Origin of the sequence: Rhodovibrio sodomensis, assembly GCF_016583645.1 — a bacterium.
Classification (GTDB): Bacteria; Pseudomonadota; Alphaproteobacteria; order Kiloniellales; family Rhodovibrionaceae; genus Rhodovibrio; species Rhodovibrio sodomensis.
This window is the reverse complement of record NZ_NRRL01000053.1, coordinates 19561-31585: the sequence shown is the minus strand read 5'-3', so window position 1 is coordinate 31585 and position 12025 is coordinate 19561. Positions and strand designations below refer to the sequence as shown.

Sequence of the window (12025 nt, the reverse complement as noted above, 5' to 3'; positions counted from 1 at the left end):
GACGGCTTTGAGGCTTTTGGGTCGGCGCCACGGTCTGCCGCCGCAAAACCGACCCTTGTCGATGCGTTATAGTCCCGATCGGCACCCTGAACCCAAGCCGACTCACACGCCATCGCGGGCTGAACCGTGTCGGGGTGCAGCTGCAGGGCGCTTCGGCCGTTCCGCATCCTGCCGCTAAGACCGGTTGAAGGCGGTGTCCAGCCAGGCCTCCAGCGCGTCGATGCTGGGCAGGACGGCGTCCGCCCTGGCCGCGAGCTCGGCCCGCTGGCCGGTGCCCGTCAACACGCCCAGCGCCGCGGCGCAGCCCGCGGCCTCGGCCATCTCCAGGTCGTGGGTGTTGTCGCCGACGACGATCACCTGAGCCGGCGTCAGCCCGACCGCCGCGCAGAAGCCCCAGACCATGCCCGGCTGCGGCTTGCCGCCGAAGCCGCTGTCGTAGCCGGCGACGAACAAATCGCCGCCGTTCACGCCGAGCCGGGCGAGGGTGGCGTGCGCCGCCCGCGCCCCGTCGCTGGTGGCAACGCCGAGCGCGAGGCCGCGCGTACGCAACCGGCCGAACAGGGCGGCGATGTCGGTCACCGGCACGGCCTCGCGGGCGCCCTCGGCGAACGCGGCGTCCATCCGGGCTGTCAGATCGTCGATCGCGAACGGCGCGCCGGCGTCGATCCAGGCGTGCGCGATCTCCCGGGTGTGGGAGGCGGCGAGCAGGCTGCCGCCGCGGGTTCGTCCCGTCGCGGCGTCGTGGCCGCCGATCTCCAGCAGCCGCCGGGTCAGCGCCGGGTCGCCGCCGCCTGCGACTCCGGCGACCCGACGGTTGATCGGGCCCCAGGTCGCTTCGTAGTCGGCCAGGGTGCCGTCCTTATCGAACAGGATGCCGCGGATGGCGGCGCGATCGGCCGTCATCCAGCTCAGGCGACCGCCTGCAGAACCAGGGCCCGGCTGGTCGATTGGCCTTGCTGGTTGGGCATCGACAGGTAGCTCGGCGTGGTCTCGATGACGTGGCAGCGCCCGTCCTTGACCAACCGCTCCAGGTGATCCCTGAAGCCGCCGTCCCACAGCTTGTCCTTGACCGTGGTGACGATGTGGCCGCCCTTGCGCACGACGCGCAGGAGCTCGTCCAGCCCGTGCGGGTCGGCGTGGCCGATCGTGAACACGCCCGCGCAGACGCAGGCGGCGAAGCCGTTGTCGGGGTAGGGCAGGGGCTCGCCCAGCGCGGCCTTCTGCAGGTCGTCGTAGACCCCGCGCGCCGCCGCCCGGTCGAGCATGCCCTGCGAGACGTCGAAGCCGCAGACTTCTTTATAGCCCAGGATCTTCAGCCACTCGCCGACCAGACCGGTGCCCTGGCCCGCGTCCAGGATGCTGCCGGCATGCGCGGGCACGTGTCGGGTCAGCAGCCCGACACAGATCATCGGGTGCCGGTAGCCGGCCTGCAGCATGCTGGAGTCGTAGTTGCCGGCCCAGTCGTCGTAAGTCTTGGCAACATCCTCGACGGTTTTCGCGCTGTAGACGTCGTTCAGCTGGTCGACTTGATTCGGATCGGACATGGCATTCTCCGCGAAATGAGACCGTTCGTCCGGGCGCGCAAGCGGGCATGCCGCGCCGGATCGGGGGCTCGGTAAACTGTGGGCTTGCCGTCAGAGCGTCCGTTGGAGTACCACAAAACTCCACAAAAACCTACAACGGTCTGCGCCCGCCCGCGTTCGTCCGGCCCGCATCCGGCCCGCCGGAGGCCGGCGGGTCCGCGTCACCACCAACCGGAGGACCGCCCGTGACGGACGATCTCAGCGGCTATTTCGCCCGCATTCCCGCCCTGAAGGACATCCCGGCCGGCGAGATCCGGGCCGAGCGCCTGGGCGGGCTGACCAATCTGGTCTACCGCGTGCGCACGGCCGACCGGGACTACGTGCTGCGCGTCGCGGGCCCGGGCACCGAGAGCTTCATCGACCGCGAGGTGGAGGCGCACAACGCGCGTGCCGCCGCGGCGGCCGGTGTTTCGCCGGAGGTGCTGTTCGTCAACGAGACCGACGGGCTGATGCTGATGCCGCACATCCCCGCGACCACGATGAGCCCGATGGCGTTCCGCACGACCGAGGGCGCGCCGGCGCGCGCGGGCCGGGCGTTCGCCCAGCTGCACGGCAGCGGCGAGACCTTCCTGTTCCGCTTCGAGCTGTTCCAGATGATCGACGACTACCTGAAGCTGCTGGACGACTTGGGCGCCACACTGCCCGACGGCTATCACGACCTGGTTCAGGAAGCCGAGGCCGTGCGCGAGGTGCTGGACGCCAAGCCGGCCACGCTCGCGCCGTGCCACTGCGACCCGCTGTGCGAGAACTTCCTGGATACCGGCGCGGCGATGTGGATTCTGGACTGGGAATACTCGGGCATGAACGACCCGTTGTGGGATCTGGGCGACCTGTCGGTGGAGGCCGGCTTCAGCCCGCAGCAGGACCGGGAGATGATGCAGGCCTACCGCGGCGGCGACGTGTCCGAGGCGGACTTCGGCCGGATGGTCGTCTACAAGGCGATGTGCGATCTGCTCTGGACCCTCTGGGGCCTGATCCAGCACGCCCAGGGCAACCCGGCTGAGGACTTCTGGGCCTATTCGATCGAGCGGTTCGAGCGCTGCAAGGCTTTGATGGGCACCCGGGAGTTCCGCGACCGCCTCGCCGCGGTGCGCGCGGGGTAGGGCGAGCCTACCCCGCGCCTCGCGTTGCATCGCCGGCGCCGGCGGCGGTCGCGGCGTCGTCCGCGTCGGCGACCGGGCGGCGGCCGGTGTCGTCGGCGACCAGCAGGCGCACCTCGTTCTCGCGCAAGCGCTTTAGGAACGGCTCCGGCGGCCGGCGATCGGTGATCAGGGTGTCGATGCGCTGCAGGTCGCAGACCTTGACCGGGGCCTGATGGCGGAACTTGCTGGCGTCCGCGACGGCGACCACCTGGGCGGCCTGCTCCAGGACGGTCTGGCAAAACTCCGCCTCCTGCAGGTGGAAGTCCATCACCCCGCCGTCGCTGTGCAGCGCGCCCACCGAGATCACGGCGTAGCGGGTGCGGAAGCGCCGCACGAAGTCGTGGGCGGTCGGGCCAAAGGTCGCGCCGTCGTCGCCGCGCAGTTCGCCGCCGGCGACGTAAACCTTGTTGCCTTTCTTGCCGTTGGCCAGCGCGCGGGCGATGTCGACGCTGTTGGTGACCACGAACAAATCCGTGTGGTCCTTCAGGGCGCGGGCGACGTAGGCGGTGGTGCTGCCGGTGTCGAGCATCAGGGAATCGCCGTTGGCGATCAGCTCCGCGGCCTTGCGCGCGATCGCGCGCTTGGCCTGGGCGTTCTGCTGCATCCGGCTCTGGAAGCCCGGCTCGCGGTTCAGGTCGGGCAGCATCACGCCGCCGTGCACGCGCTCCACCAGACCCTTGCTGGCCATCGCCTTGACGTCGCGGCGCACCGTCTCGTCGGAGACGTTCATGCTGCGGGTCAACTCGCCTACCGTGGCCGAGCCGTGGGTGCGCAGGGCTTCAAGGATGGCGTTCTGTCGGGCGGCGCGGTGCATGCGTGTCGCGGCCTCCTTGTCCGCATAGCGCTTGGTAACGGGGACGACATCCCGAGTATAGCCGTCCGTGGGTGTGCGCAATAGCCCGAAACTGTGGGGTTTTGTGGATTTCGGTTGACAGCTGTGCCCGTCGAACCGCTTACTGATCGCCAGGGCAGGCCGCCAGCCGGAGCGCCGCGCCGGGATGTCGCCGACTAAGACAAGCGGCGAACCCAGGTCGCAATCGTTCGCGCAGGTCTCTCACCCGAAACCGGGGCCGCCCGACGACGGTCTTTATCACGCCGGCGCGCCCGGGCACCCGGGCATCCGCTGGTCCGACGGCCGCCACCGAACGCGGACAGCCGACCCTTCGGGCGGGTGGATAACGACAACGCACAACAGGGAGACAGGACCGACATGCAGGCCGCATTTCACAAGCTGGCTGGCCGGGCGGGAGTGTTCGCCGGCGCCACCGCGATCGCTCTCGCCGCTGCACCGATCGCGGCGCAGGCGCAGAGCTACCCGGAATCCGACGACCCCATCCGGATGACCATCCACGACTGGACCGGGCAGTACCTGACCACCCACATCATGGGCTCTGTGCTGGAAGAGATGGGCTACACGGTCGAGTACGTGCAGGCCGACTACCTGGCGCAGTTCGCCGGTCTGGAATCCGGCGACCTGCACGTCGCCATGGAGATCTGGGAGACCACCGGCAAGGATGCGCTGGAGGCCTCGCTTGAAACCGGCGACACCGTCGAGCTGGGCGAGACCGGCATGCGCGCGATCGAGGAGTGGTGGTATCCCGCCTACGTCAAGGAGGAGTGCCCTGGGCTGCCGGACTGGAAGGCGCTGAACGACTGCGTCGAGGTGTTCGCCGCGCCGGAGACGCACCCCAACGGCCGCTACCTCGGCGGGCCGGTCACCTGGGGCGGCAAGGACGACGAGCGGGTCGAGGCGCTGGGCCTGGACTACGAGGTCGTGCACGCCGGCACCGACGCCGCGCTGTTCGCCGAACTGCAGTCCGCGATCCAGCGCAAGGAGCCGATCCTGGCGTGGGTCTATACCCCGCACTGGGCGCCCATCAAGTTCGAGGGCGAGTGGGTCGAGTTCCCGAAGTACACCGCCGAGTGCTACGAGGATCCGAGCTGGGGCGTGAACCCGGACATGGCCTACGACTGCGGCAAGCCGCGTGGCTGGATCAAGGCCGTCGGCTGGGCCGGCGGTGAGGAGAAGTGGCCGGCCGCCTATCAGGCGATCCGCAATTTCGACATCACGAACCAGCAGATGGGCGAGATGATCGGCAAGGTCGACCTGGACGGCGTGCCCTCGGGTACCGTGATCGACCAGTGGATGCAGGCCAATCGCGACACCTGGCAGGGCTGGGTCCCGGCGGAGTAGGCGCGCCGCTTCTACGCCTGCCTACCCGCCGGATGGGCGGCGGCCGGACCTCACGCGCGACCCTGCGGACCCGCTCTGTCATCTCGGTCCCAGGGGCTGCGCCGGCCGCCGCCCGTTTCCGTGCGCCGGCCGGGCGATAGCCTCGCCCGCCTTCCCCAGTTCGCCCATTAAGCGGGGACGAGTGCGAAATGACCGATGGCCAGAACACGCCCACTTTGGCGTCACCCGCGGCCCCCGGCAGCCCACCGGCCAAGCTGATTTGCCGGGGGCTGTGGAAGCTGTTCGGCGCCGATGCCGAGCGCTTTCTTGAGCGCACCGGCGGTGACCCGAGCGCCCAGCAGATTGCCGACGCCGGCCTGATCGGCGCGGTGCGCGACGCCGACCTGGAGGTCGGCGAGGGCGAGGTGTTCGTGATCATGGGCCTGTCCGGTTCGGGCAAGTCCACGATCGTGCGCTGCCTGTCCCGGCTGATCGAGCCGACGGCCGGCGAACTGGTGTTCGAGGGCGCGGACCTGCGCCGGGCCGATGCCCGGCAGCTGACCGAGATCCGCCGGCACAAGATGGGCATGGTATTCCAGCATTTCGCCCTGCTGCCGCACCTCTCGGTGCTCGGCAACGTCGCCTTCCCGCTGGAGATCCAGGGAGTGGCCCGCGGCGAACGCGAAGCCCGCGCGATGGAGATGATCGATCTGGTCGGCCTGAGCGGGCGGGAGACCTATTTCCCCAGCGAACTGTCCGGCGGCCAGCAGCAGCGCGTGGGCATCGCCCGCTCGCTCGCGGTGAAGCCGGAGATCTGGTTCCTGGACGAGCCGTTCTCCGCCCTCGACCCGCTGATCCGGCGAGAGATGCAGGACGAGTTCCTGCGCCTGCAGCGGGTGCTGCACAAGACGATCGTGTTCATCACCCACGACTTCGACGAGGCGATCCGCCTGGCCGACCGGATCGCGATCATGAAGGACGGCGAGATCGTCCAGATCGGCACGCCGGAGGAGGTGGTAACCGCGCCGGCGACGCAGTACGTCGCCGAGTTCACGCGCGACGTCCCGCGCGCCAAGGTGATGTCGGTGCGCGCGCTGATGACCCCCGGCGACGGCGCGGGAACCGAAGGCACAGTGCCCGCCGACGCGCGGGTCAACGAGGTCGCGCATGAGGTCGTGCACGGCCGCAAGCCGGTGGCGGTGGTCGACGACGCCGGCGCCGTGATCGGTCGGCTGGAGCGCGCGCCGGTGGTCGACGTGCTGGCCCCGGGCGGGCCCGAGCCAGCCCCGGCCACGGCCGCGGCGGCTTCATGACGGCCCTGAGCGATGCCGGTCTGCCGGCGCGTCCGCGGCTGCTGCGGCCGGCCGGTCTGCTGCCTTGGGCGGGCGCGCTGGCGGTGCTCGCCGCGCTGTGGCTGGCCGGCGGGCAGGCCGGCTGGCTGAACAGCTATCCGGACGCCTGGATCCTGCCGCTGCGCGACTGGGTGTCGGAGGCGATGCGCTGGCTGGTCAAGGACGCCAGCTTCGGGCTGTTCACCTTCAAGGAACTGACCCGCGCGTTCGCCGGGCTGCTGGACCTGCCGCTGCAGATCTGCCTGATCCTGCTGTCGCGCGGCTTCGCCGTGCCGCTGGGCGGGGACGCCGGGCTGCTGATCCCGCCGCTCTCCTGGCTGGGCGTGACCGGGGCCTTGGTCTGGGCGGCCTGGCGGGTCGGCGACGCCAAGCTGGCCGGTCTGGTCGCGGGCTGCTTCGGCTATCTCGCGGTGTTCGGGCAGTGGAACAGCGCGATGGTGACGCTGTCCTCGATCCTGGTCGCCGTGCCGGTCGGCATCCTGGGCGGCGCGGCGTTGGGTATCCTGGGCTACCGTAGCCGGGCGGCCGAACGCGCGCTGACGCCGGTGCTGGACCTGATGCAGACCGTCCCGGTGTTCGCCTATCTGGTGCCGGTGTTGTTCCTGTTCGGCTTCGGCCCGGTCTCGGCGATGATCGCGACGATCATCTATGCCATGCCGCCGATGGTGCGGGTCACCATGCTGGCGCTGCGCTCGGTGCCGGCGGAGGTGCTGGAGTTCGGCCGGATGGCGGGCTGCAGCCGGCGGCAGATGCTGTGGAAGGTGCTGCTGCCCTCCGCCCGGCACAGTCTGATGGTGGGCGTGAACCAGGTGATCATGCTGTCGCTCAACATGGTCATCATCGCCTCGATGATCGGCGCGGGGGGGCTGGGGCACGACGTGCTGACCTCGCTGCGCCGGCTGCAGATCGGCGACGGGCTGGAAGCCGGGGTGGCGATCACGGTGCTGGCGATCTCGCTCGACCGGCTGAGCCAGGCGATCGCCAACCGCACCTCCACGCCGGTGCATCTGCAGGCCGATCAGTCCTACGCCGTGCGCCACGCCACCTGGCTCGGCATCGTCGCGATCCTCGCCGGCACATACCTGCTGGCGTTCTTCCTGCCGGCGCTGCGCAGCTACCCGGACTGGCTGACGCTGGATACCGGCCCGCTGTTCGACGATCTGGTGCAGTGGATCAACGTCCACGCCTACAGCGTTCTGGACGCGGTCAAGTCGTGGCTGCTGATCCACGTGCTGATCCCGTTCAAGCGCCTGCTGGTCGAAGCGCCCTGGCCAGGCGTGGCGCTGCTGCTCGCGGTCGCCGGCTGGCGGATCGGCGGCGTCCGCCTTGGGCTCACGGTGGCGCTGTTGACCGTGTTCATCGCGGTCACCGGCAACTGGGAAAAGGCGATGGTGTCGGCTTACCTGTGCGGTATCTCGGTGGTCCTGGCGATGGCGATCGGCGTGCCCATCGGGGTTGCCGCCGCCGCCAACGAGCGCGTCCACCGGATCGCCCAGAACACCGTCGACACGCTGCAGACCCTGCCCAGCTTCGTCTACCTGATCCCGGTGGTGATGCTGTTCCAGGTCGGCGACTTCTCCGCGATGATCGCGATCACCGCCTACGCGCTGGCGCCGGCCGTGCGCTACACCGACCATGGCCTGCGCGGCGTGTCCTCGGAGGTGATCGAGGCCGCGCGGATGTCCGGCTGCCGGCCCTGGCAGCTGTTGTGGAAGGTGCGCCTGCCGCTGGCGCTGCCGGAGATCATGCTGGGTGTGAACCAGACCATCATGATGGCGTTGTCGATGCTGGTGATCACCGCCCTCGTCGGCACGCGGGATCTGGGCCAGGAAGTCTACATCGCGTTGACCCGGGCCGACACCGGCCTGGGCCTGGTCGCGGGCGTGTGCGTCGCCTTCCTGGCGATCATCGCCGACCGGCTGATCGGCGCCTGGTCCCACAAGCGCAAGCAGGAACTGGGCCTGGCCTGAGCCGCCGCGGGCCGAAGGAGGAAGGCATGAGCGACGCCAGCGAACATCCGGAAAGCCGGATCGCCCGCCTGGACATCTGGGGCGGCCCGGTCGACCCGTCGCCGATCGACGGCGGCATCACCAACAAGAACTTCCGGGTGGACGACCGCGGCCAGCGCTTCTTCGTGCGCGTGGGCGCGGACATCCCGGTGCACGGCGTGATGCGCTTCAACGAGTTGGCGGCCGCGCGCGCCGCCGCGGCCGCCGGCGTTTCGCCGGAGGTCGTTCACGCCGAGCCCGGGGTGCTGGTCACCCGCTTCGTCGAGGGGCGCACGCTGGAAGAGGCGGACGTGCGCGATCCCGACATGCTGGCGCGGATCGTGCCGCTGGTCCGGCGCTGCCACCAGGGCATGCAGGCGCACTTGCGCGGGCCGGTGCTGATGTTCTGGGTGTTCCACATCGTCCGCCACTACGCCGGCGTGCTGGAAGACGCCGATAGCCGCTGGACGGCCGACCTTGGCGACCTGGTCGACCGCGGCCGCCGGCTGGAACGCGCGGTCGGCGCGATCGAGGTCGCGTTCGGCCACAACGACCTGCTCGCCGCCAACTTCATCGACGCCGGCGACCGGCTGTGGCTGATCGACTGGGACTACGCGGGCTTCAACTCCCCGATGTTCGACCTGGGCGGGCTGTCGTCCAACAACCAGCTGTCGGGCGCGCAGGAGGAGCGGCTGCTCGAACTCTATCTCGACCGCGCTCCGGACGGCGGCGAGCGCCGCGCGCTGAAGGCGATGAAGGCGGCCTCGCTGCTGCGCGAGAGCATGTGGTCGATGGTCTCGGAGGTGCACTCCGATCTCGACTTCGATTTCCGCGCCTATACCCAGGAGAACCTGGACCGCTTCGAACGCTCCTGGGCCGAGTTTCTGCCGTTCGAACAGCGCTGACGCCCCAAGCGGCGGGGCGGCGGCGAGATAACGATAGAGGCAGCCGGAAGGCCGCCGACCATCGATGGGGACCAAGAGATGGCTGAGTTTCCGGCGGCCGCGCAGGTGGTGATCATCGGCGGCGGCATCATCGGCTGCAGCACCGCCTACCACCTGATGCACGAAGGCGTGCGCGACGTCGTCGTGCTGGAGCGCGACCGCTTGACCAGCGGGACCACTTTCCACGCAGCCGGTCTGGTCGGGCAGCTGCGGTCCAGTGCCAACATTACCCGGCTGCTGACGTATTCCGTCGACCTGTACGCCCGCCTGGAAGCCGAGACCGGGCAGGCGACCGGGTTCAAGCAGAACGGCGGGCTGCGTCTGGCCTGCAACGCCGAGCGGATGACCGAGATCCGCCGGCAGGCCACGACCGCGCACTCCTTCGGGTTGGAGATGCACCTGCTGAGCCCGCGGGAAGCCTGCGATCTCTGGCCGCTGATGAGCCCGGACGACCTGATCGGCGCCGCCTACCTGCCGACCGACGGGCAGGCCAACCCCTCCGACCTGACGCAGGCGCTGGCCAAGGGCGCCCGGATGCACGGCGCGCGGATCGTCGAGGGGGTCACGGTGACCGGCATCCGGCGGAAGGATGGCCGGGTCACCGGTGTGGTCACCGACCAGGGTGAGATCGCCTGCGAGACGGCCGTCAACTGCGCCGGCCAGTGGGCGCCGGAACTGGGCGCGCGCGCTGGCGTCTGCGTACCGCTCGCCTCGATGCAGCACCAGTACATGGTGAGCGAGAAGATCGACGGCGTGACGTCCGACTTGCCGACCCTGCGCGATCCCGACGGCCTGATCTACTTCAAGGAGGAGGTCGGCGGGCTGGTGATGGGTGGCTACGAGCGTCAGCCGCTGCCTTGGGCGGAAGGCGGCGTGCCGGCGGCCTGGAGCTTCTCGCTCCTGGACCCGAATTACGAGCAGTTCGAGCCGTTGATGGAAAGCGCGTTGCACCGCGTGCCCGCGCTGACGGAGGCGGGCGTGCGCCAGCTGATCAACGGGCCGGAATCCTTCACCCCCGACGGCAACTTCATCCTGGGCGAGGCGCCGGAGCTGGCCGGCTTCTTCGTCGGCGCCGGGTTCAACGCCTACGGCATTGCCGCCGCGGGCGGAGCGGGCTGGGCGCTCGCCGCCTGGGTCGCCGCCGGGCACCCGCCGATGGATCTGAGCGTGGTCGACATCCGCCGCTTCGGCCCGCCGCACCGCGACCGCGCCTGGACCCGTGCGCGCACGGTCGAGGCGACGGGTAAGCACTACACCATGGCTTGGCCGCTGGAAGAGCACGACAGCGGCCGGCCCGCGCGTGTCTCGCCCTTGTACGGCCGGCTGCAGGCGGCCGGCGCCTGCTTCGGCGAAAAGCTGGGCTGGGAGCGCCCCAACTGGTTCGCCCGCGCGGGCCAGGAGCCGGTCGACCGCTACACCTACGGCCGTGGCAACTGGGTCGACAACGTCGCGCATGAACACCGCGCGGTGCGCGAGCGTGTCGGCCTGTTCGACCAATCGTCGTTCACCAAGCTCCTGATGATCGGGCCGGACGCAGCCGCGGCGCTGGCCTGGATCTGTGCGGGCCGGGTAGACCGCGAGGTCGGGCGGATCGTCTACACCCAGATGCTGAACGCCCGCGGCGGGATCGAGTGCGATCTGACCGTTACCCGCCTGGCCGAGGATCGGTTCTACATCGTCACCGGTACGGGCGCGGCGACCCGGGACTTCGACTGGATCCGCCGGCACGTGCCCGCGGGCATGAACGCCCAGCTGGTCGACGCCACCAGCACCTACTCCACGCTGGCGCTGATGGGCCCGCGCGCCCGCGCCGTGCTCCAGTCGGTGACAGAAGCGGACGTCTCCGGCGCCGTTTTTCCGTTCGCGACCTGCCGGGAAATCCCGATCGCCGGCGCGCCGGTGCGCGCGCTGCGGGTGACCTACGTCGGCGAGCTTGGCTGGGAACTGCACATGCCGAGCGAGACCGCCGGGGCGGTTTACGACCGGCTGATCGCGGCCGGCGCGGCGCACGGCCTGACCAACTGCGGGTATCGGACGATCGAATCCCTGCGGCTCGAGAAGGGCTACCGCGCCTGGGGTAGCGACATCACCGCCGATGACACGCCGCTCGAGGCTGGACTCGGCTTCGCGGTCAAGCTGCGGGGCAACCAGTCGTTTCAAGGCCGCGAGGCGCTCCTGGCGCAGTGCGAGAGTGGCGTGCGCAAGCGCCTCGCCGGCTTCACGGTCGACGATCCGGAGGTGGTGCTGCTGGGCCGGGAGACGCTGTACCGTGACGGCGCGCGCGTCGGCTACTTGGCGAGCGCGGGCTTCGGTCACACGCTTGGGCGGGGAATCGGTTACGGCTACGTCCGCGCCGACCACGCGGTCGACCTAGCCTACCTGGAGGCCGGCAGCTACGAACTGGAGGTCGCCGGGACCCGTGTGCCCTGCCGGGTGCACACGCGGCCACTCTACGACCCGGCGATGGACCGGGTTAAGGCGTGAGCGGGAGCGACCAGCCGGCTCGGCTGGCGGCCTTTTGCGAGGCGCTGACCGACGGTGCGCGGGCTGTCTCCTGCCGCCATTTCCGCACCGGCGCGGCCGTGGACACCAAGGCCGACGCGACCCCGGTCACCCGCGCCGACCGGGAAACCGAGGCGTTCCTGCGCGCCCGGATCGCGGAGGACTACCCAGATGCGGGCGTGTTCGGGGAAGAGCAGGGCGCCGGCGGGCTGGACGCCGAACTGCTGTTCGTCGTCGACCCGATCGACGGGACCAAGTCGTTCATCACCGGCTATCCGTTGTTCGGCACCTTGCTCGCGGTGCTGCGGCACGGCCGGCCCGTCGTGGGCGTGATCGACATG

The 12025-nt window shown here is 70.0% G+C and carries 9 protein-coding genes and 1 pseudogene; 7 read left to right on the top strand and 3 right to left on the bottom strand.

All coding sequences use genetic code 11. The annotated features are described in order from the left end of the window. Nucleotides 1–174 precede the first annotated feature (174 nt). Both CKO28_RS16640 and CKO28_RS16635 read right to left on the bottom strand, forming a co-directional pair. Complete coding sequence (locus tag CKO28_RS16640) at nucleotides 175–903, bottom strand: HAD family hydrolase (protein WP_200341931.1); 729 nt, start codon at nucleotides 901–903, stop codon at nucleotides 175–177. Nucleotides 904–908: 5 nt separating this feature from the next. Then, nucleotides 909–1544, bottom strand: coding sequence for a class I SAM-dependent DNA methyltransferase (locus tag CKO28_RS16635; RefSeq protein WP_200341930.1), 636 nt, complete (start codon nucleotides 1542–1544; stop codon nucleotides 909–911). A 224-nt stretch (nucleotides 1545–1768) separates the two neighbouring features. On the opposite strand from CKO28_RS16635, the gene CKO28_RS16630 reads away from it, so the two are divergent. Further along, on the top strand, nucleotides 1769–2686 hold the full coding sequence (locus CKO28_RS16630) for a phosphotransferase (RefSeq protein WP_200341929.1): 918 nt from the start codon (nucleotides 1769–1771) through the stop codon (nucleotides 2684–2686). Between the two features lie 7 nt (nucleotides 2687–2693). Here CKO28_RS16630 and CKO28_RS16625 read toward each other — a convergent pair whose 3' ends face one another. Next, nucleotides 2694–3539 (bottom strand): DeoR/GlpR family DNA-binding transcription regulator, encoded by an 846-nt coding sequence (locus CKO28_RS16625; RefSeq protein WP_200341928.1) that lies wholly within the window; start codon nucleotides 3537–3539, stop codon nucleotides 2694–2696. A gap of 396 nt (nucleotides 3540–3935) precedes the next feature. Between CKO28_RS16625 and CKO28_RS16620 the strand changes: the two genes are divergently transcribed. The 6 genes and pseudogenes from CKO28_RS16620 to CKO28_RS29155 form a co-directional block, all read left to right on the top strand. Then, nucleotides 3936–4919 (top strand): ABC transporter substrate-binding protein, encoded by a 984-nt coding sequence (locus CKO28_RS16620; protein ID WP_200341927.1) that lies wholly within the window; start codon nucleotides 3936–3938, stop codon nucleotides 4917–4919. Between the two features lie 188 nt (nucleotides 4920–5107). After that, nucleotides 5108–6211 (top strand): quaternary amine ABC transporter ATP-binding protein, encoded by a 1104-nt coding sequence (locus CKO28_RS16615; protein WP_200341926.1) that lies wholly within the window; start codon nucleotides 5108–5110, stop codon nucleotides 6209–6211. Continuing rightward, nucleotides 6208–8220, top strand: a complete 2013-nt coding sequence (locus CKO28_RS16610; protein ID WP_200341925.1) for an ABC transporter permease — start codon at nucleotides 6208–6210, stop codon at nucleotides 8218–8220. Before CKO28_RS16615 ends, CKO28_RS16610 begins: the two co-directional genes overlap by 4 nt. Nucleotides 8221–8246: 26 nt before the next feature. Next, nucleotides 8247–9143 carry a choline kinase family protein gene (locus CKO28_RS16605; RefSeq protein WP_200341924.1) on the top strand — a complete coding sequence of 299 codons (897 nt, stop codon included), beginning with the start codon at nucleotides 8247–8249 and terminating at the stop codon, nucleotides 9141–9143. A 78-nt stretch (nucleotides 9144–9221) separates the two neighbouring features. Continuing rightward, complete coding sequence (locus tag CKO28_RS16600; protein WP_200341923.1) at nucleotides 9222–11666, top strand: GcvT family protein; 2445 nt, start codon at nucleotides 9222–9224, stop codon at nucleotides 11664–11666. After that, nucleotides 11663–12013, top strand: a pseudogene (locus tag CKO28_RS29155) (inositol monophosphatase family protein); the annotation flags it as partial. The gene CKO28_RS16600 and the pseudogene CKO28_RS29155, both read left to right, overlap by 4 nt. Nucleotides 12014–12025: the final 12 nt, after the last annotated feature.

Excerpts from the sequence above, each read along its gene's own strand:
- CKO28_RS16640 (WP_200341931.1), bottom strand. The coding sequence starts at position 903 with ATGACGGCCGATCGCGCCGCCATCCGCGGCATCCTGTTCGATAAGGAC.
- CKO28_RS16635 (WP_200341930.1), bottom strand. The coding sequence starts at position 1,544 with ATGTCCGATCCGAATCAAGTCGACCAGCTGAACGACGTCTACAGCGCG.
- CKO28_RS16625 (WP_200341928.1), bottom strand. The coding sequence starts at position 3,539 with ATGCACCGCGCCGCCCGACAGAACGCCATCCTTGAAGCCCTGCGCACC.
- CKO28_RS16620 (WP_200341927.1), top strand. The coding sequence starts at position 3,936 with ATGCAGGCCGCATTTCACAAGCTGGCTGGCCGGGCGGGAGTGTTCGCC.
- CKO28_RS16615 (WP_200341926.1), top strand. The coding sequence starts at position 5,108 with ATGACCGATGGCCAGAACACGCCCACTTTGGCGTCACCCGCGGCCCCC.
- CKO28_RS16610 (WP_200341925.1), top strand. The coding sequence starts at position 6,208 with ATGACGGCCCTGAGCGATGCCGGTCTGCCGGCGCGTCCGCGGCTGCTG.
- CKO28_RS16605 (WP_200341924.1), top strand. The coding sequence starts at position 8,247 with ATGAGCGACGCCAGCGAACATCCGGAAAGCCGGATCGCCCGCCTGGAC.
- CKO28_RS16600 (WP_200341923.1), top strand. The coding sequence starts at position 9,222 with ATGGCTGAGTTTCCGGCGGCCGCGCAGGTGGTGATCATCGGCGGCGGC.